Annotated in this window: 20 protein-coding genes; all 20 read left to right on the top strand. The window is 67.4% G+C overall.

The features are described 5' to 3' along the window. Window positions 1–261: 261 nt before the first annotated feature. The gene (locus HWN72_RS12665; RefSeq protein WP_008831098.1) at window positions 262–768 is read left to right on the top strand and encodes a division/cell wall cluster transcriptional repressor MraZ; all 507 of its coding nucleotides are present in this window, start codon (window positions 262–264) and stop codon (window positions 766–768) included. After that, entirely contained in the window at window positions 765–1,781 is a 1,017-nt protein-coding gene (rsmH, locus tag HWN72_RS12660; RefSeq protein WP_037520089.1) for a 16S rRNA (cytosine(1402)-N(4))-methyltransferase RsmH, read from the top strand. The genes HWN72_RS12665 and rsmH overlap by 4 nt, the downstream gene beginning before the upstream one ends. Continuing rightward, window positions 1,778–2,332, top strand: a complete 555-nt coding sequence (locus tag HWN72_RS12655) for a hypothetical protein (RefSeq protein WP_008831100.1) — start codon at window positions 1,778–1,780, stop codon at window positions 2,330–2,332. Before rsmH ends, HWN72_RS12655 begins: the two co-directional genes overlap by 4 nt. Beyond that, window positions 2,329–4,104, top strand: coding sequence for a penicillin-binding protein 2 (locus HWN72_RS12650; protein WP_008831101.1), 1,776 nt, complete (start codon window positions 2,329–2,331; stop codon window positions 4,102–4,104). The genes HWN72_RS12655 and HWN72_RS12650 overlap by 4 nt, the downstream gene beginning before the upstream one ends. Next, entirely contained in the window at window positions 4,101–5,561 is a 1,461-nt protein-coding gene (locus HWN72_RS12645; RefSeq protein ID WP_008831102.1) for a UDP-N-acetylmuramoyl-L-alanyl-D-glutamate--2,6-diaminopimelate ligase, read from the top strand. Before HWN72_RS12650 ends, HWN72_RS12645 begins: the two co-directional genes overlap by 4 nt. Window positions 5,562–5,564: 3 nt before the next feature. Then, a complete protein-coding gene (gene murF / locus HWN72_RS12640) occupies window positions 5,565–7,034 on the top strand; it encodes a UDP-N-acetylmuramoyl-tripeptide--D-alanyl-D-alanine ligase (protein WP_211150401.1) in 1,470 nt (489 codons plus the stop codon). Window positions 7,035–7,051: 17 nt separating this feature from the next. Then, window positions 7,052–8,122, top strand: coding sequence for a phospho-N-acetylmuramoyl-pentapeptide-transferase (gene mraY / locus HWN72_RS12635; RefSeq protein WP_036526256.1), 1,071 nt, complete (start codon window positions 7,052–7,054; stop codon window positions 8,120–8,122). Between the two features lie 13 nt (window positions 8,123–8,135). Then, window positions 8,136–9,473 (top strand): UDP-N-acetylmuramoyl-L-alanine--D-glutamate ligase, encoded by a 1,338-nt coding sequence (gene murD, locus HWN72_RS12630; RefSeq protein ID WP_211150400.1) that lies wholly within the window; start codon window positions 8,136–8,138, stop codon window positions 9,471–9,473. After that, on the top strand, window positions 9,473–10,663 hold the full coding sequence (locus tag HWN72_RS12625; RefSeq protein WP_211150399.1) for an FtsW/RodA/SpoVE family cell cycle protein: 1,191 nt from the start codon (window positions 9,473–9,475) through the stop codon (window positions 10,661–10,663). Before murD ends, HWN72_RS12625 begins: the two co-directional genes overlap by 1 nt. Then, window positions 10,660–11,919: an undecaprenyldiphospho-muramoylpentapeptide beta-N-acetylglucosaminyltransferase gene (gene murG, locus HWN72_RS12620; protein ID WP_008830202.1), complete on the top strand. Its 1,260-nt coding sequence runs from the start codon at window positions 10,660–10,662 to the stop codon at window positions 11,917–11,919. Before HWN72_RS12625 ends, murG begins: the two co-directional genes overlap by 4 nt. Beyond that, window positions 11,916–13,337: a UDP-N-acetylmuramate--L-alanine ligase gene (gene murC, locus HWN72_RS12615; RefSeq protein ID WP_008830201.1), complete on the top strand. Its 1,422-nt coding sequence runs from the start codon at window positions 11,916–11,918 to the stop codon at window positions 13,335–13,337. The genes murG and murC overlap by 4 nt, the downstream gene beginning before the upstream one ends. Further along, a complete protein-coding gene (gene murB, locus HWN72_RS12610) occupies window positions 13,334–14,233 on the top strand; it encodes a UDP-N-acetylmuramate dehydrogenase (RefSeq protein WP_211150398.1) in 900 nt (299 codons plus the stop codon). Before murC ends, murB begins: the two co-directional genes overlap by 4 nt. Further along, on the top strand, window positions 14,230–14,739 hold the full coding sequence (locus HWN72_RS12605) for a DUF4262 domain-containing protein (protein ID WP_211150397.1): 510 nt from the start codon (window positions 14,230–14,232) through the stop codon (window positions 14,737–14,739). The genes murB and HWN72_RS12605 overlap by 4 nt, the downstream gene beginning before the upstream one ends. Next, window positions 14,736–15,680, top strand: coding sequence for a D-alanine--D-alanine ligase (locus tag HWN72_RS12600; protein WP_008830198.1), 945 nt, complete (start codon window positions 14,736–14,738; stop codon window positions 15,678–15,680). Before HWN72_RS12605 ends, HWN72_RS12600 begins: the two co-directional genes overlap by 4 nt. After that, window positions 15,677–16,630 carry a cell division protein FtsQ/DivIB gene (locus HWN72_RS12595; RefSeq protein ID WP_008830197.1) on the top strand — a complete coding sequence of 318 codons (954 nt, stop codon included), beginning with the start codon at window positions 15,677–15,679 and terminating at the stop codon, window positions 16,628–16,630. Before HWN72_RS12600 ends, HWN72_RS12595 begins: the two co-directional genes overlap by 4 nt. Further along, window positions 16,630–17,910 carry a cell division protein FtsA gene (ftsA, locus tag HWN72_RS12590; protein ID WP_008830196.1) on the top strand — a complete coding sequence of 427 codons (1,281 nt, stop codon included), beginning with the start codon at window positions 16,630–16,632 and terminating at the stop codon, window positions 17,908–17,910. The genes HWN72_RS12595 and ftsA overlap by 1 nt, the downstream gene beginning before the upstream one ends. 179 nt (window positions 17,911–18,089) lie before the next feature. Further along, entirely contained in the window at window positions 18,090–19,625 is a 1,536-nt protein-coding gene (gene ftsZ, locus HWN72_RS12585; protein WP_008830195.1) for a cell division protein FtsZ, read from the top strand. 256 nt (window positions 19,626–19,881) lie between these two features. After that, window positions 19,882–21,864 (top strand): SPOR domain-containing protein, encoded by a 1,983-nt coding sequence (locus HWN72_RS12580; RefSeq protein ID WP_236727360.1) that lies wholly within the window; start codon window positions 19,882–19,884, stop codon window positions 21,862–21,864. Between the two features lie 166 nt (window positions 21,865–22,030). Then, on the top strand, window positions 22,031–22,549 hold the full coding sequence (locus HWN72_RS12575; RefSeq protein WP_036526250.1) for a YbjN domain-containing protein: 519 nt from the start codon (window positions 22,031–22,033) through the stop codon (window positions 22,547–22,549). 136 nt (window positions 22,550–22,685) lie between these two features. Then, the gene (proC, locus tag HWN72_RS12570) at window positions 22,686–23,495 is read left to right on the top strand and encodes a pyrroline-5-carboxylate reductase (protein WP_211150396.1); all 810 of its coding nucleotides are present in this window, start codon (window positions 22,686–22,688) and stop codon (window positions 23,493–23,495) included. Window positions 23,496–23,589 lie beyond the last annotated feature (94 nt).

The following is a 23,589-nucleotide window of genomic DNA, read 5'->3' as shown; positions in this document are numbered from 1 at the left end:
TATTGTGCGATAGTCGGCGCCCCGGATTCATGAAACGTTCCGCCACGGTTCGCCGCAAGTCCCACATTTCGGCGCAAAAGTGCCCGTTCATCCCCATATTTCCCTTTAATCCCCGACATTCCCGATATAGAACCACTGTCAATCGGAAAGGCTGATTCCTGCCGTGCCCGTCTCGGGTCACGGAAACCGGCGCGCATGCGTCGCCGGGCGAGGGGGTCTTCATGTTCCGGGACGGCAACTTAGGGGCGATTTCGGACAGTCATGGCGGGGCAGCCATACATCTACAGCGGACCGGGCTTCTCGCTTCTGCGCGACAAGAACCGCTTCGTGCTGCCCAAGGAGCTTCGCTCTCCCGTACGGGATTCGAGCGGCAAGGACGTTCTGTGCCTTGCCAAGCACGCCGACTGGAAGTGCCTCGTCGGTTTCGGCCTCTCCCGCGTCGAGGATTTCGAAACCCAGCTCGATGCCGAGCAGGTGCGTGCAGATACCGCCGGCAAGCCCTTCAATCGCGATAGCCGCGCGATGCAACTCTACAACTTCCAGCAGGTGCCCTTCGACGGCAGCGGCCGCTTCACCATGCCCGAGGCGCTCGCCGGTCTCGCCGCCGTGGGGGAGCAGCTGTTCTTCCAGGGCATCGGCCGCACCGGCATCCTGATCTGGAACCCCGACGAACTCTACAAGCACGCCGAAGACCCCGCGTTCGAGGCCGCCATCGCCACCTGCCGCTCGCTGCAGGAAGCCGAAATCGCAAAGGCCAAGAAGTCGTGAGTGCCCCCGGAATTCCCCATATCCCCGTGCTCCTTGAGGAGGTGGTCGCCGCCCTGAACCCCCGGGGCGGCGACCTCATCGTCGATGCGACGCTGGGTGCCGGTGGCTATACCCGCCGCCTGCTCGACGAGGGCGCGACGGTGCATGCCTTCGACCGCGATCCCGATGCGATCGCCGCTGTGCAAAACAATCCGGGGAAATGGCCCGAACTCGCCAGCAATCCGCCGCGCCTCGTGTTGCACGCCCGCCGCTTCTCCGAAATGGTCGAAGGCCTTGGAGATGTGGGGGTCGACAAGGTTGACGGCGTGGTGATGGACATCGGCGTGTCCTCGATGCAGCTCGATCAGGCGGGGCGCGGGTTCGCGTTCGGTTCTGACGGCCCGCTCGACATGCGCATGAGCCAGGACGGCATGTCCGCCGCCGACTTCGTCAACGAAGCGGACGAGGCGCAGATCGCCGACGTGCTCTATCTCTACGGCGAGGAACGCCAGTCGCGCCGTCTGGCCCGTGCGATCGTGGCCGCGCGGCCGCTGGAGACGACCGGCGACCTCGCCCGCGTGGTGCGCAAGGCACTGGGCTACAATCCCGCCTACAAGGGCAGCAATGCGCCCAAGGACCCGGCGATCCGCACCTTCCAGGCGATCCGCATCCATGTGAACGGCGAACTGGACGAACTGGACGCGGCGCTGGAGGCTTCCGAGACGCTGCTGCAGGGCGGCGGGCGGCTGGCGGTGGTGACGTTCCACAGCCTCGAGGACCGCAAGGTGAAGCGCTTCCTGCGCGATGCCAGCAGCGCCGGTCAGTCCACCTCGCGCCATCTGCCGCAGACGGCCACCGCGCCCGCACCTTTCGAGAAGGTGTCGAAGGGCGTGCGTCCCGGTGAGGCGGAGCTGGAAGTGAACCCGCGTTCGCGCTCCGCCACGCTGCGCAGCGCGGTCCGTACAAGTACCCCCCCCAGGAATCCAAGCTCACCCGAGCCTTATGGCACCCCCGGCCGAAGGAAAGTCGCATGAACCTTACCAGTGATCGGATCCGATCGATCGGCTGGGTCTCGGTCCTCGTTGTCTGCTTTGCGGGCACCGTGGGCCTGACGCTGCGCGTGAACGCGGTAAAGAGCCAGGTCCACGATACCGACAAGAAGATCGTCTGGGTCAAGCGCGACATCGACTTCCTCCAGACCGAGTTCCAGACCCGCTCCAACCAGCAGGCGCTGCGCGACCTCAACGATCTGGAATTCGGCTACAAGGCACCCACCGCCGGCCAGTACATCGAGGGCGAGCGCCAGCTGGCCGCGCTTGGCGTCCCGGCAGGTCCGGGCGCGCCCGCGCCGATCCGCTACGCCAATGCCGAAGTGCCGGGTGGCGCTTCGGGCGATGGCTCGAAGGGTGAGGGCGGCTCGCTCCTCGCGATGGTTTCGCCGGTCGCGGGGGCGACGGCGGCTGCCATTACCGACAAGCCGAAGTCGGAAACCCGCGATCCGGAGCGCGAGGCGATCGCGCGTGACGCCGCCGCGCTCGGCAAGCGTCTGGCCCGCATCGAAGTGGCGGAGGCTGCCCAGCAGTGAACGCCCCGGCGTTTCCCCTCGGGACGATCCCCACTACCGTCTCGGTCGGCCGCCGCCGCCTGGTGAACGTGCGCCAGCGCTCGCTGCTCACGGCGAAGGCGCGCATGCTGTGGATCCTGGCCGTCTTCATGCTGGTGACGGTGCTGGCGATCTTCCGCATCGTCTATCTCGGCTTCACCGGCGTCGGCCCGCGTCAGGGCGATCTGGCCGACATGCTGATCCCCGCGCGCGGCGACATCGTCGACCGCAACGGCGTGCCGCTGGCGCGCGACTTCCGCGTCTATTCGCTCTGGTACAACCCCAAGGCGATGACCGAGGGCTCGGCGCTGATCCACTCGCCGGAAGAGGTGACCGCAGGCTTGCTGCGCATCTTCCCCGACCTCGACCGCGACGAAATCCTCGCCAAGCTGCGCGCAGGGAAACCTGCGTACCTCCGCAAGTCGCTGCTGCCCGAGGACGCGAACAAGGTTCACGCGCTGGGCGAACCGGCGCTGGAATTCCCGCTGGAGGCGACCCGCTTCTACCCGCAGGGGTCGATGGCGGCGCACGTGCTCGGCTATGTCGACAGCTACGGCAAGGGCAAGGTCGGCATGGAGGAGGCCTTCAACGACCAGCTCATCAGCCCTGAAGGCCGCACCGGCCACGCGACGCTGTCGATCGACTTCCGCGTGCAGAGCGCGCTTGAGGACGAACTGGCGCGCGCGATGCAACTCAGCGCCGCCAAGGGCGCGGCGGGCGTGGTGCTCGACGTGGACAGCGGCGAAATCCTCGCGCTGGCCTCGCTGCCCTCGTTCGATCCGAACCACGTCAAGCCGACCGACATGGTGATTTCCGCTGAGGAAGCCCGCAACGGCGACGTGCCGCACGGCTTCAACCGCGTGACCAACCAGGTCTACGAGCTGGGCTCCACCTTCAAGCCGATCACCGTCGCCGCCGCGCTCGACGCGGGCGTGGTGACCGATCTTGGCAAGCAGTGGCCCGCGACGCCGCTGCATGTCGGCCGCTTCACCATCCACGACCTGCACAACTACGGCGCCTCGCTGAACGTGCCGGAGACGCTGATCCATTCGTCCAACACGGTGACCGCGCGCATCGCCGACGAACTGGGCGGCGTGCGGCTCAAGAAGACGATGGAAGCGCTGGGCATGAACCAGCGGCCTTACGTGGAACTGCCCGCGAAGGGCTTCCCGATCTGGCCGCGCGGCGAGTGGCCGCGCCTGCGCACGATGACCGTCGCTTATGGCCACGGCATCGCGGTGACGCCGCTGCATCTGGCCTCGGCCTATGCGGCGCTGGTCAACGGCGGCATCTGGCGTCCGGCCACGCTCAAGAAGCTGGCCCCTGCCGACGTGCCTGCGGGTCGCCGCGTGTTCACTGCCGCCACCAGCGCGCGGGTGCGCCAGCTGCTGCGCATGATCGTGCAGTACGGCACCGGCCGCAAGGCGGACGCCCCGGGCTTCCGCGTCGGCGGCAAGACGGGTTCGGCCGAGAAGCCGGGCGTGGGCGGCTATCGCCACCACTCGCTGATCGCGACGTTCGCCTCCGCCTTCCCGATGGACAAGCCGCGCTACGTCGTCATCGCCATGATGGACGAGCCGCAGGGCACTGCCGCCACCTCGTACCAGCGCACCGCCGCCTGGAACGCCGCTCCGGTGATCCAGCGCGTGGTGCCGCGCATCGGGCCTTTGCTGGGTGTCATGCCCGACGAAACCCGCGACATCGACACTACCGATCTGCGGCCTCTGGTGCCGCAGGGGAGCGACGGAGAATGAAGCTTTCAGGCCTTTGTGCTGCTGCCGGACTGCCTGCGATAGACGGCGACGCCAACGTCACCGGTTTCGCGATCGACAGCCGCAAGGTCGCGCCGGGCACCGTGTTCGGCGCATTTCGCGGCACCAAGTTCAATGGCGAGGACTTCATCACCGCCGCCGTCAAGGCGGGCGCGGTGGCGATCGTCGCGCATCCCGACGCCGTGGTCGAAGGCGCGATCCACTTCGCTGCGGAGGAACCGCGCCGCCTCTTCGCGCAGCTGGCCGCGCCGTTCTTCGCGCCGGTGCCCGAAACGCTGGTGGCGGTGACCGGCACCAACGGCAAGACCTCCACCGTCGAGCTGACCCGCCAGCTCTGGCGCATGGCGGGCGAACGCGCTGCCTCGATCGGCACGCTGGGCGTGACGACGGGGGACGAAACCGTCTCCACCGGCCTGACCACGCCCGATATCGCGACTTTCCTCGCCAACCTCTCTGGTCTAGCGCGCGAGGGCGTCACGCATGTCGCCTACGAGGCGTCGAGCCACGGCCTGTCGCAGTTCCGCATCGAGGGGCCGCGCGTCGTGGCGGGCGCCTTCACCAATCTCAGCCGCGATCACCTCGACTATCATGCGACGATGGACGAGTACTTCGCCGCGAAGATGCGTCTGTTCGACGAAGTCGTGGTTGACGGCGGCACGGCGGTCGTCTGGGCCGACGACGTGTGGTCAGACAAGGCGATCGAACATGCGAAGGCGCGCGGCCTCACGCTATTCACCGTAGGCGAGAAGGGTGAGGCGATCCGCCTCGTCAAGCGCACGCCCACGAGCCTCGGCCAGACGCTGGAGATCGAATATGCGGGCAAGGTCCGCAAGATCGACCTGCCGCTGATCGGCGCCTATCAGGCCGCCAACTCGCTTGTCGCTGCAGGTCTGGTGATCGCCAGCGGCGGCGATGCCGACGCGACGTTCGATGCGATGAAGCGCCTCGTAACGGTACGCGGCCGGATCGAGCGGGCGGGTCTCAACACGAACGGCGCGCCGATCTACGTCGATTACGCGCATACGCCCGATGCTTTGGAAGCCGCCATCGCGGCGCTACGTCCGCATGTGACGGGCAGGCTCATCGCCGTGTTCGGCGCGGGCGGCGATCGGGATCAGGGCAAGCGCCCGGAAATGGGCAAAGTGGCGAGCGCGGGGGCGGACCTCGCCATCGTCACCGACGACAATCCGCGCGGGGAAGACCCGGCGACCATCCGGGCGATGATCCTTGCCGGGATGGAAGCGGGTGCGCGGGAAGTGGGCGACCGGCGCGAGGCGATTCGTCTCGCTGTCGCCGAGGCCGGTGCGGGGGACGTCGTCCTCATCGCCGGCAAGGGGCACGAACAGGGGCAGATCATCGGCAGCGGCGACAGTGTGCGCGTCCTGCCATTCGACGACGTCACCGTGGCCAGGGAAATGGCCGGTTCACTGGGAAGGTAGGACATGAACGCCATCACCCGGATCCTCGACTGGCCTGCCGCGCCGCTGGAGGACAATCCGCTGGTCCTGTGGGACGCAGACGCCATCGCGCGCGCGGTGAAAGGGGAGGCGAGCACGGACTTCACCGTCTCCGGCGTCGAGATCGACAGCCGCGACGTCCAGCCCGGCGACTTGTTCTTCGCGCTCAAGGGCGAAGCGATGGACGGCCACCGCTTCGTCGAGGCCGCCTTCGCCAAGGGCGCGGCGGCCGTGGTGGTGGACCGCCCGGTCGATGGCCCGCATATCCTTGTCGAAGACACGATGGAGGCGCTCGAACGCCTCGGCGCGGCGGCCCGCCTGCGCGCGCGTGGCCCGATCATCGGCGTCACCGGCTCGGTCGGCAAGACGGGCGTGAAGGAGATGATCTTCGCTGCGCTCGACCGCTCCAGCCGGGGGGACGCGCACCGTTCGGTCAAGAGCTACAACAACCACGTCGGCGTCCCGCTCAGCCTTGCCCGCATGCCCAGCCGCGCGCGCTACGGCATCTTCGAGATGGGCATGAACCACGCGGGCGAGATCGCCGCGCTGACCCGGCAGGTTCGCCCGAACGTCGCGCTCATCACCACGATCGCCCCCGCGCACATCGAGATGCTCGGTTCCGAAGAGGCCATCGCCGACGCCAAGGCGGAAATCTTCGAGGGACTGGAAGAGGGCGGCACCGCCGTCATCCCCGCCGACAGCCCGCACTTCCTGCGCCTGCGCGATGCGGCGCTGGCCTTGGGGGCGAAGGTCGTGTCGTTCGGCAAGGCGGCGGATGCGGACGTGCGCCTGCTCGATGCGGTGCCCGCGATCGGTGGCGGCTCGCTCGTCACCATCGACATGGGCGACCGGCGCGTGTGCTACACCGTCGCCGCGCCCGGAGAGCATCAGGCGATCAACTCGCTGGCCGTTATGGCCGCGGTACGTGCCGTTAAGGGCGATCTGGGTGCCGCTGGGGTCGCGCTTGCCGAGATGGGCGGGCTGGCCGGTCGCGGTGCGCGGATGGACATCGATGTTGAGGGCGGCAAGGCGCTCCTCATCGACGAAAGCTACAACGCCAACCCGGCTTCCATGCGCGCCACGCTGGCGCAGCTCGGCCGCACGCCCGCCCATCGCCGGATCGCCGTTCTCGGTGCGATGAAGGAACTGGGCAGCCACGGTCCCGACTATCACGCCGGCCTCGCCGAACCGATCCGCGAGGCGGGTGTCGACTATGCGATTCTGGTCGGCGATGAGATGAGTGCTTTGGCGCAGGTACTTGGGGGGGAACTGGGGAAATCCGGGGCTTCCGGCCTTGGCAAACCGGTGGCATTCGCCCATTGCGCAAGTGTGCGGGAAGCTGTCGAAACCTTGCGCGCTTTCGGCCTCGAACGGGATGACGCCATCCTCGTCAAGGGCTCGAATTCGGTGGGTCTGGCAGCACTCGTGACGGCGCTAGGAAAGACGGAAGGGTAGGGGCGAAAGCCCACAAGATGCTGTATCTCATTGCAGAATGGTTCCATTACGAGGGACTGTCCAACCTCTTTCGCTACCAGACGTTCCGTTCGGGCGCCGCCTTCATGACGGCGCTGGTGATCGGCCTGATCATCGGCCCCAAGTTCATCAACATGCTGCGAGTCCGTCAGGGCAAGGGCCAGCCGATCCGCGAGGACGGCCCGCAGAGCCACCTCGCCAAGCGCGGCACGCCCACCATGGGCGGGTTGATGATCCTGACCGCGCTGATCGGTTCGATGATCCTGTTTATGGACGTGACCAACCCGTTCGTCTGGGCCTGCGTGGCGGTGACGGTGGGCTTCGGCGCGATCGGCTTCCTTGACGACTACGACAAGGTGACCAAGCGCCACCACGCCGGATTGTCGAGCAAGATCAGGCTTCTGCTGGAATTCGTGGTGGCGGGCATCGCGTCCTACATCATCGTCAGCCAGCTGAACACGAACCTTTATGTGCCGTTCCTGTCGGGCCGCTACATTCCGCTTGGGCCGTTCTACTACGTCTTCGCCGCCGTGGTGATCGTGGGTGCGGGCAACGCGGTGAACCTGACCGACGGCCTCGACGGCCTCGCGACGATGCCGGTCATCATCGCGGCGGGCACCTTCGCGATCATCTGCTACCTCGCAGGCCGCGTCGATTACGCCACCTACCTCGGCATTCCGCACGTTCCGCGCGCGGGCGAACTGGCGATCTTCTGCGCCGGGATCATGGGGGCGGGCCTTGCCTTCCTGTGGTTCAACGCGCCGCCTGCCGCCGTGTTCATGGGTGATACCGGCAGCCTCGCCCTCGGCGGTGCGCTGGGCTGCATCGCGGTCGCGGCGCATCACGAGATCGTGCTGGCGGTCGTCGGCGGGCTGTTCGTGCTGGAAGCGGCCTCGGTCATCATCCAGGTCTTCTGGTTCAAGCGCACCGGCCGCCGCGTGTTCCGCATGGCGCCGATCCATCACCACTTCGAGCAGAAAGGCTGGAAGGAATCGACCGTCGTGATCCGCTTCTGGATCATCTCGATCGTCCTTGCGGTGCTGGGCCTCGCCACTCTGAAACTGCGTTGAGGAGAGCGGTCGGGTGATCGTCTCCTCCATCTTCGCCGGCAAGCGCTACGCGGTCCTCGGCCTCGCGCGTTCGGGCCTCACCGCCGTCGCCACGCTGGTGGAGAGCGGGGCGCACGTCATGGCCTGGGACAGCCGCGACGAAGCGCGCCAGCAGCTGTGCGAGTGGACCGACTGCGGCAAGGTGGAACTGGCCGACCCGGTCAGCGCCGACATTACCGGCTATGACGGCGTCGTCGTCTCCCCCGGCATTCCGCTTAACCGCCATCCCATCGCCGAAGCGGCCGAGCGTGCGGGCGTACCGGTGATCGGCGATATCGAACTTTTCGCGCTGGCCCGCGCCAGCCTGCCCGCGCACCGCGTGGTCGGCATTACCGGCACCAACGGCAAGTCCACCACCACATCGCTGGTCTGCCACCTGCTCGAAGTCGCGGGCGTTCCGGCGCGTGCGGGCGGCAACATCGGCGTGCCGGTGCTCGGCCCTGAACCCTTGCCCGAGGGCGGCGTCTACGTGCTCGAACTGTCGAGCTACCAGATCGACATCACCCGCAGTCTCGACTGCGACGTGGCGGCGCTGCTCAACATCACCCCCGATCACCTCGACCGCTACGACGGGTTCGAGGCTTACGCCGCCTCCAAGGGGCGCCTCTTCTCCATGCAGGGGCGCGAGCGGCAGGCCGTGTTCGGCGTGGGCGACAAGGAGACGCGGTCGATCGCCCATATCGAGGCCGCGCGCCGCGCGCCCGGTCTGGTTCGCTTCGCGGACGGTGCCGACCTCGTCGAGATCCAGAAGGAATGGCCCTCGCTGCAGGGGCCGCACAATCTCCAGAACGCCGCCGTGGCCGTCGCCATCGTCGAGGCGCTGGGGGTGAAGAAGGCGCAGTGGCGCAAGGGCCTGCGCACCTTCAGCGGCCTCCCGCACCGCATGGAGCGCGTCGCGGTCGCCAACGGCGTCACCTACATCAACGATTCCAAGGCGACCAATCCGGCCTCCACCGCGCCCGCGATCGCGGCATTCCCGCCGGATCCGGAGCCGCGCATCCACTGGATTCTCGGCGGTCTGCCCAAGGGCGACAACCTCGACGAGTGCAAGCCGTTCTTCGGCAACATCGCCGCCGCCTATACCATCGGTGACGCGGGACCGCTCTTCGCGGAAATCCTCTCGCCCTACACGCAGGTCCATCGCAGCGAGATGATGGCCGAGGCGATCCGTCAGGCGATGGCCGCGGCCAAGCCCGGTGACGTCGTCATGCTGTCACCGGCCTGCGCCAGCTTCGACCAGTTCCGCGACTACGAAGCGCGGGGTGACGTTTTCCGCCAGATCGTCGAGGCGTTGCTGGAAGGGCAGGATTGATGGCCACCCTCGCGCCCAACCAGAACGCGCAGCGCTACAACCGCAACCGCCGCAGCCAGATCGCGATCTGGTGGCAGGAGATCGACCGGCCCACGCTGGTCCTCGTGCTGATCCTGATGGCGATCGGCGCGGTCGCCGTGGCGGCGGGTTCGCCCGCGAGCGCCAAGCGCCTGTCGACCTCGGTGGAAAAGCTGCGCTCGCTGCACTTCTTCTATCTGCACATGCGCTGGCAGATCCTTGGTCTTGCGGCGATGTTCTGGGCATCCAGTCTTTCCAAGGAAGGCGCGCGCCGCTTCGGCATCCTGCTGGGCGGGGCGATGCTGTTCGCGCTGGTGCTGGTGCCGATCGTCGGGTCCGAGGTGAACGGCGCCAAGCGCTGGCTGCGCTTCGGCATCTCGCTCCAGCCATCGGAATTCCTCAAGTGCGGCTGGCCGATCCTGCTGGCATGGATCGTCTCGTGGCGCGCGCGTGATCCGCAGATTCCGGTCGTCGGCATCTGCTTCGCGGTGATGGGTCTGCTCGGCGCTCTGCTGATGCTCCAGCCGGACTTCGGCTCGACGATGCTGTTTTCCGGCGCCTTCCTGGTGATGATCCTGCTGTCGGGCATCGACGTGAAGCGCATCGGCATGTTCGCGGGCGCAGGCATCGCGGGCCTTGTCCTGATGTATTTCACTTATGACAACGGCCGCAACCGCATCGACAACTTCCTGTTCGGCGGCTCGGCCTTCGATCAGGTCGACCTTGCCCAGCGCACGCTGCTCAACGGCGGGTGGACCGGGCTCGGCTTCTGGATGGGCACGCGCAAGATGGCGCTGCCCGAGGCGCATACCGACTACATCTTCTCCGTCATCGGCGAGGAGTTCGGCCTGCTCGCCTGCATGGTCATCGTGATCCTCTACCTGGCGATCCTGACGCGGGTGATCCTGCGATTGGTGGACGAGGAGGATCTGTTCACGGTGCTCGCCGCATCGGGCTTCGCCGCGCAGTTCGGCGGGCAGGCCTTCATCAACATCCTCGTCAACCTGCAGCTATTCCCGTCCAAGGGCATGACCCTGCCGCTTATCAGCTATGGTGGTTCCTCCACCGTGGCGATGTGCCTCTCCATGGGCCTGCTGCTGGCGGTGACGCGGCGAAACCCGTTCATCCAGCGCGAGAAGTTCAGCCTGCGCGCCATCGGAGATATGTCATGAGTTCGGTTTCGCGCCACTACGTGCTTGCGGCCGGCGGCACTGGCGGACACCTGATTCCCGCCTTCGCGCTCGCCGCCGAACTGCACGCACGCGGCCACCACGTGGCGCTGGTGACCGACGAGCGCGGTGCCGCGATCCCCGGCAAGCCTGCGTACCTGACCACCCACGTCCTGCCGCAGGGCCGCATCGCGGGCAGGAACCCGCTCGGCTGGCTCAAGGGCGCGAAGGGCGTGCTGGCCGGTCGCCGCATGGCGCTGCGCCTGTTCGAGAGCTTCGAGCCGACCGCCGTGGTCGGCTTCGGCGGCTATCCGGCGATGCCGACGATGCTGGCCGCGCGCGCCGCGAAGCTGCCGATCGTGCTGCATGAGCAGAACTCGGTGCTCGGCCGCGTAAACCGCTGGTTTGCCAAAAAGGTGGACGCCATCGCCACCTCGGCCGAGAAGACCGAGAAGCTGGACCCGGCGCTGGCTGGCAAGGTCACCGTTGTTGGCAACCCGGTGCGCGAGGATGTGCTGCGCCTGCGCGAGCAGCCGTACCCCGAATTCACCGAGGACAGCCTGTTTCGCATCCTCGTCACCGGCGGCAGCCAGGGGGCGCGGGTGCTGTCGGATGTCGTGCCCGAGGGACTGGCGATGCTGCCCCCGGCGCTGCGTTCGCGCCTGCAGGTGATCCAGCAGGCCCGCGCCGAAGACATCGAGCGCGTGCGCGAACGCTACGCCGCGCACGGCATTCCGGCGGAACTGGCGACCTATTTCGAGAACATGGCCGAGCGCCTTGCAGGGGCGCACCTGTTCATCGGCCGCTCGGGCGCCTCGACGATTGCGGAACTGACCGCCGTAGGCCGTCCGGCGATCCTGATCCCGCTGCCCTATGCGATGGACGACCACCAGAGCGTCAACGCGCGCGAGATGGTCGCGGGCGGCGGCGCGCGGGTGATCCGTCAGCCCGCCGTCACCACCGAGAATCCCGACGCCTACAAGGGCGACAAGCGCAACGCGCTGCTCAGCGAACAGGCCGAGGTCCATCAGAAGATGGCCAAGGACTTGTGCCTGCAGATTCAGGCGATCGCGCAGCATCCCGAGACGCTGGCCAATGCCGCGCATGCCTCGTGGAACTGCGGCTATCCGAACGCCGCGCGTGATCTGGCCGACCTCGTCGAGAGCTTCGGCGCGGCGCCGATCATGGACGTCATTCGCATGGAAAAGGCCAGCGCCCCGCAAGGCGGTGAGGCACTGGCAATGGAGAATATGAAGTGAAGGGCGTCGGCACCGAAATCGGGACCATCCATTTCGTCGGGATCGGCGGCATCGGCATGTCGGGCATCGCCGAGGTCATGCACAACCTCGGCTACTCAGTGCAGGGCAGCGATATCGCCGAGGGCTATGTCGTCGAGGGCCTGCGCGCGCGCGGGATCAAGGTGATGATCGGCCACGCCGCTGAGAACGTCGAGGGCGCGGCGGTGGTCGTCACTTCGACGGCGGTGAAACGCGAGAATCCCGAGGTCGTCTACGCCCTTGAACACCGCATCCCGGTGGTGCGCCGCGCGGAAATGCTGGCCGAACTGATGCGGCTCAAGAACACCGTCGCGGTGGCGGGTACGCATGGCAAGACCACCACGACCTCGATGGTCGCGGCGCTGCTCGATGCGGGCGGCGTGGACCCGACGGTCATCAACGGCGGCATCATCAATTCCTACGGATCGAACGCGCGCCTCGGCGCGTCGGACTGGATGGTGGTCGAGGCCGACGAGAGCGACGGGTCTTTCCTGCGTCTCGACGGCACGATCGCGATCGTCACCAACATCGATCCCGAACACCTCGATCATTACGGCTCGTTCGACCGGATCAAGGAATCCTTCGTCGAATTCATCGAGAACGTGCCGTTCTACGGCGCGGCGATGCTGTGCATCGATCACCCCGAAGTGCAGGCGATCATCCCCAAGGTGCGCGACCGCCGCGTGGTGACTTACGGCTTCTCCGCCCAGGCCGACATTCGCGGCGAGAATGTGACGCCGATCCCCGGCGGCAACCGCTTCGACGTGGCGCTGCGCCAGCGCGACGGCAGCTTCCGCCGGATCGAGGGCATCGAACTGCCGATGCCGGGCCGCCACAACGTCCAGAACGCGCTCGCCGCCGTGGGCGTGGCGGTGGAGATGGGCTGCTCGGACGCCTGCATCCAGACCGGCTTCTCCAAGTTCGGCGGCGTCAAGCGGCGCTTCACCAAAGTCGGCGAAGTGGAACTGGATGGCGGCAGCGTCACCGTGATCGACGACTACGGCCACCACCCGGTCGAGATCCGCGCCGTGCTCGCCGCCGCGCGCGAGGGTGTGCAGAACCGCGTGATCGCCGTCGTCCAGCCGCACCGTTTCACCCGCCTGCGCGACCACATGGAAGACTTCCAGGGCGCCTTCAACGACGCCGACGTGGTCTATGCCGCGCCCGTCTACGCGGCGGGCGAGCAGCCGATCGAGGGCGTGGACAGCGCGGAGATGGTTTCGGGCATGAAGGCGCGCGGGCATCGTTCGGCGCAGGTCATCGCGGGCGCGGACGCGCTGGCGGAGGTGCTGGCGGGCTCGATCCAGCCGGGCGACATGATCGTGTGCCTCGGCGCGGGTGATATCACCAAGTGGGCCGCCGGCCTTGCCGACAGCATTCGCGTGCGGAGGGCGGGGTGACACTCACGTTCGATCAGACGGCGGTTCGGGGCAAGCTGACGGCCAATGCGCCGCTGGCCCCGCTCGTCTGGTTCAAGGCGGGCGGCCATGCGCAGTGGCTGTTCGAGCCGAAGGATCTGACCGATCTGCAGGATTTCCTGCGCGCGCTGGACCCGGCGGTGCCGCTGATGGCGCTGGGCCTTGGCTCTAACATGATCGTGCGCGACGGCGGCGTTCCGGGCGTGGTGATCCGGCTGGGCAAGGCCTTCGCCAAGGTCACCAAGGTGGATGACGTCACGCTCGACTGCGGCGGCGGGGCGAGCGGCATCCTCGTGTCCTCGACCGCGCGCGATTCGGGGATTGCGGGCGTCGAGTTCCTGCGCTCGATTCCGGGTACCGTGGGCGGCTTCGTGCGGATGAATGGCGGCGCTTACGGCGGCGAGGTCAAAGATATCCTGATCGACTGCGACGTGGTGCTGCGCTCGGGCGAACGGGTGACGCTGGGCAACGCCGACCTCGGCTATACCTACCGCCATTCGCAGCTGCCCGAGGGCGCGGTGGTCGTCTCCGCGCGCTTCAAGGGGCGCCCCGGGGAACCCGCCGCGATCCAGGCCGAGATGGACCGCATCTCCGCCGCGCGCGAGGCATCGCAGCCGCTGCGTTCCAAGACCGGCGGCTCTACCTTCAAGAACCCCGAGGGCCACGCCGCGTGGAAGCTGGTGGACGAGGCTGGCTGCCGCGGTCTGACCATGGGCGGCGCGCAAGTGAGCGAGAAGCACACCAACTTCCTCCTCAACACCGGCGAGGCCACCAGCGAGGACATCGAAAACCTCGGCGACGAAGTACGCCGCCGGGTGAAGGACAAGTCCGGCGTCGATCTGGAATGGGAAATTCAGCGGGTAGGAACCCGCCCATGAGAGATGATCGCCTCAGCCGTCACGAACAGCAGATCCTCGACAACATCGAGGAATTCGGCTGCCACATCACCGTCGTCACCCCGCCCGACGAACCGGACGAGGACGACGAGGATGAGGAACGCTTCGCCTACTCGGTCGGCTTTCGCACCAGTGTCAGCCAGCCCGAGGTGATCGTCTTCGGTTTCTCGACCGAACTGTCCGCCGCCGTCATTAACGGCTTGCTCGACATGTGCCGCGAGGGCTTCGAGATGGAGGACTGGAAGGTCGTCGATGGTCTCCTCAAGGGCCACCGCTGCGTGCTGCGCGAAGTCGAGCCCGAATGCCTGATCCCGCACTACTTCAACTCGGCGATGTGGTACGCCGAGCATGAGGGCGAGGAAATGTCCCGCGCGATGCAGATCGTCTGGCCGGGCGTCGACGACGGCCTCTTCCCCTGGGACAAGGGCTGCTCCGAAGCCGTCCGCGACCTGCAAACCCCGCTTTACCGAACGAGTCTGAATTCATGAGCCTGAATCCCTTGCATGTCGCAGTCCTGATGGGCGGTTGGTCGAGCGAACGCCCGGTCTCGCTGATGAGCGGCGAGGGCGTGGCCAAGGCTCTGGAATCGAAGGGCCACACCGTCACGCGCATCGACATGGACCGCGACGTCGCGCTGCGTCTGGCCGAGGCGAAGCCCGACGTCGTGTTCAACGCCCTCCACGGCGCGCCGGGCGAGGACGGCACAGTGCAGGGCATGATGGACCTGATGGGCCTGACCTATACGCATTCGGGCCTCGCGACTTCGGTGATCGCGATCGACAAGGAATTGACCAAGCAGGCGTTGGTCCCGCATGGCGTGCCGATGCCGGGTGGCCGCGTGGTCAAGTCCGCCGACATCCACGTCGCCGATCCGCTGCCGCGTCCTTATGTGCTCAAGCCCGTGAACGAAGGCTCGTCGGTCGGCGTCGCCATCGTCACGGCTGACGGCAATTACGGCAATCCCATCGCGAAGGACGTCACGGGGCCGTGGCAGGAATTCGCCGAACTGCTGGCCGAGCCTTACATCCGTGGCCGCGAACTGACGACTGCCGTGATCGGCGACCGTGCGCTGCTGGTTACCGAACTCAAGCCCAAGTCGGGCTTCTACGACTTCGATTCCAAGTACACCGACGGCATGACCGAGCATGTCTGCCCGGCCGACATCCCCGACGAGATCACGCAGGCCTGCAAGGACATCGCCTTGCGCTCGCACCAGCTGCTGGGGTGCAAGGGCACCAGCCGTTCCGACTTCCGTTGGGATGATACGCAGGGGATCGAGGGGCTGTTCCTTCTCGAAGTGAATACCCAGCCGGGCATGACTCCCTTGAGCCTTGTGCCCGAGCAGGCGCGCGCCTGCGGCATGGACTATCCCGAACTCGTCGAGGCGATCATCGCCGAGGCGCTAAGCGACAAAGCAAAGGCCAAATGAGCCAGACCATCCGGCGCAAGGGCACCACCGCCCGCAAGGCCGCCGCGCAGGCAGGCGCGCAGCGCAAGGTGCGCGTCGCCAAGGCGCGGACCGGATCGGCGCTCGATTCCGTCATGGCCTGGCTGCCGTTCTCCGAAGGGCAACTGCACAAGATCTTCCTCGTCGCCATCCTCGGCGGCGCGGCGGCGCTCGTCTGCGTGGTCGCCAGCTTTGCCGGACTGCCGGGGCTGGCCGGACACCAGATGGCGCTGGTCGCGGGCCAGACCGGCTTCGAGGTGAAGCGCGTCGAAGTGCGCGGCGTCAAGAACATCAATGAACTCAAGGTCTACGAGAAGGCGCTGGCCGAGCGTGATCGCGCAATGCCGCTGGTCGATATCGAGGCGCTGCGGCAGGATCTGCTGACGCTGTCGTGGGTCAAAGATGCGCGCGTCTCGCGCCAGCTGCCCGATACGCTCGTGATCGATATCGTCGAGCGCGAGCCGCATGCGGTGCTGCGCAAGGCCGACCGTTTCGTGCTGATCGACGAGACGGGCCATGAACTCGAAGCCATCAGCCGCAAGGATGCAGGCGGCAAGCTGATCGTCTCCGGTCCCGGCGCGGGCCAGCAGGTGATCGCGCTTGGGCACTTGCTGGAAGCCGCGCCTGCGATGAAGCCACGCGTGGCCGAGGCGGAATGGATCGGCAATCGCCGCTGGAACCTGACCTTCCAGTCGGGGCAAGTGCTTGCGCTGCCCGAGGGCGATCGCGAGTCCGCCGGCGCGCTGGTCACGTTCGCGCGGCTCGACGGGACCAACCGCCTGCTCGGCGGCAAGGTGACGGCCTTCGACATGCGCGCGAAGGACCGAATCTACATGCGCGTGCCGGAGCAGGACGGGCAGGAACTGGCCTTGAAGGCGGGCTCGGTTCCGCATACCGGCGCCACCGAAACGACGGCGGGGGAAGAACAGTAATGGCCAACCAGCGCATCACCCGCGTGTTCGGCGCGGTCAACATCGGCTCCTTCCGGATTTCCGCGATCGTGGCGGGGATCAACGAGGTCGGCGACATGGTCGTGCTCGGCTCGGGCCACCGCGCCAGCCAGGGCATCAAGCGCGGCTTCGTCACCGACATGGCCGCGGCGACCTACGCCGTGCGCGACGCCATCGACCGGGCCGAGAAGATGGCCGACACCGCCGTCCAGAAAGTCTGGATCGGCTGCTCGGGGGCAGGGCTCGCCAGCCGTATCGACCAGTTCGACGCCGAAATCGGCGGCCGCCGCATCGAGCAGGAGGATATCGACCAGCTGCTCATCTCCGCCAAGGACGTGATCCAGCCGGATGGCCGCATGGTGCTGCACGCGCAGCCCGCGCAGTACCGCCTCGACGGCGCGCACGGGGTGATCGACCCCAAGGGCCTCCATGCCGAGCGCCTTGGCGTCGACATTCACATCATGCTGGCGGACGGCGCCCCGATCCGCAACCTGACCGAAGCGGTGCAGTCCGCGCACTTAGAAGTGGAGGCCGTCGTCGGCTCGCCCATCGCGGCGGGGCAGGCTTGTCTTTCGCCCGAGGAGCGCGATCTTGGCGTCGCCCTCGTCGAGTTCGGCGGCGAGGTGACGAACGTCGCGATCTACGAGCAGGGCATGCTCAAGGACATGATGTCGATCCCGATGGGCTCGGCCGATATCACCGACGCCATCGCCTCGGCCTTCGGCATCCGCCGGTTCCAGGCGGAGCGGCTGAAATGCGTGAACGGCTCGGCCATCGCCAGCCCGCACGATCACCGCGAGATGATCCCGGTCAACGCGCCGGGCGAGGAGGGCACCGGCCCGATCGCCCGCCATGCCGACGACAAGAACCGCATCCCGCGCGCCGAATTGATCGGCGTCATCACCGGCCAGCTCGGCATGCTGATGGAAGAGGTGAACAAGGCGCTCAAGACGATGCGCTTCACCGGGCAGCGCGGCAAGCAGGTGGTCTTCACCGGTGGCGGCGCGGAGCTGGTGGGGCTGGCCGACTATGCGCAGGCCGCGATCGGCAAGCCCGTGCGCATCGGCCGCGTGGCGCACCTCTCGGGGCTGGCGGAAGCGCATGTGAAGCCGGGCTTCTCGACGCTGGCGGGACTGGTGCTTTACGCGGCGGCGGACCCGCAAGACATCCGCTCGCTGGGGCGCAGCCACCAGAGCACGGTGCGGCTCGGCAAGCTGGGCATGGTCGGGCGGGTCTATCAGGCTTTGCGCGAATACTTTTGACCGTTTCAAAGGCCTTGAAGACCAGCCGTGCAAACCGGACGACAAACGCGGTGGAAATGGCGGAATTGGCGGCTTTGGCTGTGGACAAAGGTTTATGGTCCTTTGCCTAGACGAATCGAAGCGTGCAATCAGAGTGGTCAAGGAATTTTCTTCGCGCGACGTGCCTGCAGGAGAGCGAAATGAGCATTAACATCGGACCGCCGGCTATCGAGGAGCTTCGTCCTCGCATTCTCGTCATCGGCGTCGGCGGTGCGGGCGGAAACGCGATCGCCAACATGATCGGCGCCCAGATCGAGGGCGTGGACTTCGTGGTGGCCAACACCGACGCACAAGCGCTGAACAACTCGATCGCGGAAACGCGCATCCAGCTCGGCCCCGAGATCACCCAGGGCCTCGGCGCCGGTGCGCGCCCCGAAGTGGGCCGTGCGGCGGCAGAGGAAACCCGTGAGGAGCTGGAGCGCCTGCTCGACGGCGTCCACATGGTCTTCATCGCGGCCGGCATGGGCGGCGGCACCGGCACGGGTGCGGCCCCGATCATCGCGCAGGCCGCGCGCGAGAAGGGCGTCCTGACCGTGGGCGTCGTCTCCAAGCCGTTCATGTTCGAAGGCACGCGCCGCATGCGCGCTGCGGACTCGGGCATCGAAGAGCTGCAGAAGCACGTCGATACGCTGATCGTCATCCCCAACCAGAACCTGTTCCTGGTTGCGAAGGCGGAAACGACCTTCAAGGAAGCCTTCACGCTCGCCGACGAAGTGCTCCAGCAGGGCGTGCGCTCGATCACCGACCTGATGATCATGCCGGGCCTCATCAACCTCGACTTCGCGGACGTGCGTTCCGTGATGGGCGAGATGGGCAAGGCGATGATGGGCACCGGCGAGGGCGAAGGCCCCAACCGCGCGCTCGAAGCTGCCGAACGTGCCATCGCCAACCCGCTGCTCGACGGCGTGTCGATGCAGGGCGCGAAGGGCGTCATCATCTCGATCATCGGCGGCGACGACATGAAGCTGCTCGAAGTCGACGAGGCCGCGAACCACATCCGCGAACTGGTCGATCCCGATGCGAACATCATCTGGGGTTCGGCGTTCAACCCGGACCTGCAGGGCAAGATCCGCGTCTCGGTCGTCGCCACCGGCATCGAGCAGACCACGGAAATGGCCGAAATCGCCTCGCGTCCGCTGAATCTCGGCGCCTCGCGCGGGATCGCACGTCCGGCGCTGCACTCGCCGCCGCCGGCGCCGACCTATCAGGCGCCTGCTGCTCCGGCACCCGCTCCGGTAGCGCAGCAGCCGGCTCCTGCCCCGGCGCCCGCGCCGTTCGTTTCGCCTTCACAGGCGTTCGAACCGTCGGCGGAGCTGGAACTCGGCGCCGAGGACGAGGCTCAGTCAGCGCCTGCGTCCACTCCCGGCTTCGCGGGCCTTCGCGGCATCCAGAAAGAGCCGCTGGACCTCAGCTTTGAGGCTCCGGCCGAGCCGGCCCCGGCCCCGCGGCGCGCGCAGGACGAACTGCTGCTCGACGGCGGCCAGGCGGCTCAGTCTCCGGCTCAGGCGCCCGCCGCGCCCCGCGCCAAACCGGCTGGCGGCGGCAGCACCCTGTTCGAGCGCATGACCAGCCTGTCGCGTCCGCGCCCGGGCGCCGAAGCGGCTTCCGGCGAGGATGACGGTGACGCCGGATCGATCAGCATCCCGCGCTTCCTCGGTCGTCAGAACAACCAGTAAGTGGTGAAAAGGCGGGGGCAGCAGTGCTCCCGCCTTTTTCTCCTTCGGGTCGCAACCTGTCGAAGGAAGCTCGTCGAGCGCGGGGGCGTTCGCTTGAAGTTCATCTGCGCCGGTCCATGGGCGCAGGCACGCGCAATCGGTGCGTATGGAGTCGTGCGGCATTCCGGCCTGTCGTGCGGCCGTCCGGTTCATGAAGTGTCGGCAGTCGTCGTGGGGAGGGCTGCCTGCAGGGTCGGGAATGACAGAGGACGTGCGGGTGAATCACTTGGTTTCGCGTTTGCTCGGCGGCGCAGCGCTGGTCGGCGCGCTCTCGGGTGCTCCGGCATTCGCGCAAGGCGCGCCCAGCGTTTCGCGGCCGGTGGTCCAGGCCGTGCCCGGCGAGGACAACAAGAAGCTCAGTGCCGCACTGGCCCGCCTCGGTCGCGATTCCCGTGACGTCGCCGCGCTGATCGACGCCGGCGATGCCGCCCGCGCGCTGCAGGACAGTGCGGCCGCCATCGGCTTCTACCGCCGCGCCGACGAAGTCAGCCCCGGCAACCCTCGGGTGCAGGCCGGGCTGGGCAGCGCCTTCGTCCATAACGGCGACCCGGTAAGCGCGATTCCCTATTTCGATGCGGCCGAGAAGGCGGGCGCCGGTGCTGCGCTGATCGCGGCGGATCGCGGTCTCGCCTACGACCTTGTTGGCGATAATGCCTTGGCGCAGCGTTACTACGCGGCGGCGATGACGAGCGCCTCGGGCGACAAGGCCGACGAACTGCGGCATCGTCTGGCAATCAGCCAGGCGATCGGCGGGGACGTCGATGCGGCCTATACGACGCTGCTGCCGCTGCTGAACAGGCAGGACAAGCCGGGCTGGCGGACGCGTGCGTTCACGCTTGCGATCGCAGGCGACGCAGACAAGGCGGTCGAGATCACCAACACGATCCTGCCCGGAAAGCTGGCGCAGAGCATTGCGCCGTACTTGCGTTACATGCCGCGCCTGACCAGGGCGCAGCAGGCGGCCGCAGCGGACCTCGGCCGGTTTCCGCGCGCCTCGGAGATCGGACGGGATGACGCCCGCATCGCGGCTTACGCACCGCCGCGCAGTTCGGCTGCCGGTGGAGGACTGATCCCCAAGGGCGAGCCGCTTGGCGGCACGAAGCTGGCCAAGGCGACAAAGACCTCGCGAACCCGCAGCGCGCGTACGGACACGGCACAGGCGGCGCGGCAGCAGGGCCAGTCCACCCGTCCGACAAGCCTTGCGTCGGTCGATCCGGACCGGGTCGCGCCGCCCGAGCCGAAACCCGCGATCGAACGCGACACCGGCGAACTGCCCCCGGTCGGGCGCAGTGCCGAGCCTGCCAGGGTTGTGGCAGCGACGCTGGCGCCCGTTACCACTCCGGCGGCCGCGCCTTCCGCAGCGCCTGTGCGTACCGCTGCCCCCGCGCCCACCCAGGTTGCGCAGGCGACGGAGGCCTCCACGCCGCCGGCGCGGGCAACTGCTCCGGGCTTCGATCTCGGTCGTCTTCCCGCCTCGCAGGCGCCCGCTACGGGGGGCGCGCCTGCCAGCGCGCTGGCAGCGAAGACGCCGCCGGTATCCGCCCCGGCAAGCCCGCCGCCGGTTCCGGGACCGAACCAGCTTTCGCTTTCCGAGATATTCGCGGACATCGGCAAGCCGACCGTGGACGTGATGCCGACCTCGGGCGCCGTCGACATCCGGCTGATCACTCCCGCGGCGCCGCCACCCCCGCGTGTCCAGCTGCCGAAGGTCGAAGAGGCCAAACCGGCGGAGACAAAGCTGGCCGAGACAAAGCCAGTTGAAGCCAAGGCTGCCGAAGCCCCGGTCGCCGAAGTCAAGGAAGCCAGGGCGACCAAGGCCAAGACCGCCGCCGCCAAGGCTGCCGAGGCTAAGGTGAAGGCCAAGGCGGACGCAGAAGCCAAGGCCAAGGCCGAAGCCGCGGAGAAGGCGAAGAAGCCCACGCATCCCAGCCGGATCTGGGTCCAGATCGGGGTCGGACGGGACAAGAGCGCCATCGCCTTCGACTGGCGGCGCTACACGCGTGAGAGCGCCGCGCTGCTCAAGGGCCGCAGCCCCTACGTCAGCGAGATGGGGCGGACCAACCGCGTGCTGATCGGTCCTTTCGCTACGCAGAAGGCGGCCAGTGCTTTCCTCGCGGATGCCAGGAAGCAGGGCTTCGCCGACGCGCTGCCCTGGACCAGCCCGGCGGGTCAGGTCGTGGATCCGCTCTCCTCCAAGTAAATCTGCGGGTTTGTGGGGTTGGCGGCGGCCTTGTGTTAACGCGTATTCACATTTATCCACACGCTGTGAACAGGCTTGTGCAGTTATGCGCAGGCGATGTCGGGCGGGTGGATTGTGCTCCCCCACCCACAGGCAGCATCCATGCACCCGTATTCTCGGAGGGCTGATGTCGCAGATTATGAGGACCGTTCAGGACGATATCGACCGGGACGAAGAGGCTGCCCCCGTGGAAATGCTCGCTTCGCTTTTCGAGGCGCGCGACTGGCCCTTCGAATATGCCGGTGAGGACGAGATCTCGGCGGAGATAAAGGGCGCCTGGGCGACGTACCAGTTGCAGGCGATCTGGCGTCCGGAGGACCGGGTGCTGCAACTCCTGTGCCTTCCCGACATCCGCGTGGCCGATGCCAAGCGCTCCGCCGTGTTCGAGGCGCTGGCGCTCATCAACGAGCAGGTCTGGCTGGGGCACTTCGACATGTGGTCGAACGGCGGCGTCGTGCTCTATCGCCACGGGCTGATGCTCGGGCCGGACGGGCTGCTCGGGCCGGGGCAGGCACAGATGGTGGTCGAGGCCGCGATCGAGGAGTGCGACCGCTTCTACCCGGTGTTCCAGTTCATCCTGTGGGGCGACAAGACGCCGTCCGAAGCGCTCGCGGCGGCCCTGGTGGACGCGGCCGGGGAAGCCTGACCGCTCGTCACTGCGGTTCGCAGCGTGGTTGGCTATGCCGCCCGCTGGTCCCGCTGCGCATGGCACGCATGGCCCTTGTGGCCTGTGATCGGCTCGCCTAAGTCGCGGGCCGATCCAGTTTCAAGGGAATATGCGCATGGACCGGTTTCAGAACATCCTGCTCGTGGGCTGCGGCAACATGGCAGGGGCCATGCTGACGGGCTGGCTGGCGGGCGGCATTCCGGCCTCGCGCTTCACCGTCGTCGATCCGCATCGCGAGAGCGTGCCTGAAGGTGTCGCGCTGCTGCCCGAACTGCCTGCGGAAGGCCGCTTCGATGCGGTGATGCTGGGGGTCAAGCCGCAGGGCCTCGACGCTGTCGCACCGGCAGTGGGCGCGCTCGTCGGACGTGAGACCGTGCTGTTCTCGATCCTCGCGGGCGTCGAATTCGACAGCCTTGCGGCGCACTTCCCGCAGGCCGGCGCGCTGGTGCGGATCATGCCGAACCTAGCGGCCGCCATCGGCAAGTCGCCGGTCGCACTCGACGCGCGCGGCCTCGACGAGACCGGCCGCGCGGCGGTGACTGCGCTGATGCAGCCGCTCGGCACGCCCGAGTGGCTGGCGGGCGAGCATCTGTTCGACGCGGTCACCGCGCTGGCCGGTTGCGGCCCGGCGTTCGTCTATCGCTTCATCGATTCCCTCGCCGCGGGCGCGGTGGCCCTCGGCCTGGATGCGGGCCAGTCGCAGCGGCTGGCGCTCGCGATGGTCGAAGGGGCGGCGCAGCTCGCCGGCGCTTCCGAGTTTTCGCCGGGCGAACTGGCGGACAAGGTCGCCAGCCCGGGCGGTTCGACCCGCGCGGGTATGAACGTGCTGGACGAGGGCGGCGCGCTGGCCGGCGTTGTGCTCGAAGCGATGACCGCCTCGCGCGATCGCAATGCCGAGATGGCAGCCGAGGCCCGGCGCGGCTGATCGTCGTGGTTTGAAGCCGGAGCCAAGAAGAAATAGGTCCGTTTTACACTTTGTCACAAATGGCGCGGGCCGGTTCTTCTTGAAACTTTCGCGT

The organism is Novosphingobium sp. HR1a, from assembly GCF_015594425.1.
GTDB classification, from domain to species: domain Bacteria; phylum Pseudomonadota; class Alphaproteobacteria; order Sphingomonadales; family Sphingomonadaceae; genus Novosphingobium; species Novosphingobium resinovorum_A.
The sequence above is the reverse complement of the archived record's forward strand: the minus strand, read 5'-3'. Positions and strand labels throughout refer to the sequence as shown.

Bases quoted from the DNA above. Each gene is read 5' to 3' on its own strand.
- HWN72_RS12665 (WP_008831098.1), top strand. From the start codon at position 262: ATGGCGGGGCAGCCATACATCTACAGCGGACCGGGCTTCTCGCTTCTG.
- HWN72_RS12655 (WP_008831100.1), top strand. From the start codon at position 1,778: ATGAACCTTACCAGTGATCGGATCCGATCGATCGGCTGGGTCTCGGTC.
- HWN72_RS12645 (WP_008831102.1), top strand. From the start codon at position 4,101: ATGAAGCTTTCAGGCCTTTGTGCTGCTGCCGGACTGCCTGCGATAGAC.
- murF (WP_211150401.1), top strand. From the start codon at position 5,565: ATGAACGCCATCACCCGGATCCTCGACTGGCCTGCCGCGCCGCTGGAG.
- mraY (WP_036526256.1), top strand. From the start codon at position 7,052: ATGCTGTATCTCATTGCAGAATGGTTCCATTACGAGGGACTGTCCAAC.
- HWN72_RS12625 (WP_211150399.1), top strand. From the start codon at position 9,473: ATGGCCACCCTCGCGCCCAACCAGAACGCGCAGCGCTACAACCGCAAC.
- murG (WP_008830202.1), top strand. From the start codon at position 10,660: ATGAGTTCGGTTTCGCGCCACTACGTGCTTGCGGCCGGCGGCACTGGC.
- HWN72_RS12605 (WP_211150397.1), top strand. From the start codon at position 14,230: ATGAGAGATGATCGCCTCAGCCGTCACGAACAGCAGATCCTCGACAAC.
- HWN72_RS12600 (WP_008830198.1), top strand. From the start codon at position 14,736: ATGAGCCTGAATCCCTTGCATGTCGCAGTCCTGATGGGCGGTTGGTCG.
- HWN72_RS12595 (WP_008830197.1), top strand. From the start codon at position 15,677: ATGAGCCAGACCATCCGGCGCAAGGGCACCACCGCCCGCAAGGCCGCC.
- ftsA (WP_008830196.1), top strand. From the start codon at position 16,630: ATGGCCAACCAGCGCATCACCCGCGTGTTCGGCGCGGTCAACATCGGC.
- ftsZ (WP_008830195.1), top strand. From the start codon at position 18,090: ATGAGCATTAACATCGGACCGCCGGCTATCGAGGAGCTTCGTCCTCGC.
- HWN72_RS12575 (WP_036526250.1), top strand. From the start codon at position 22,031: ATGTCGCAGATTATGAGGACCGTTCAGGACGATATCGACCGGGACGAA.
- proC (WP_211150396.1), top strand. From the start codon at position 22,686: ATGGACCGGTTTCAGAACATCCTGCTCGTGGGCTGCGGCAACATGGCA.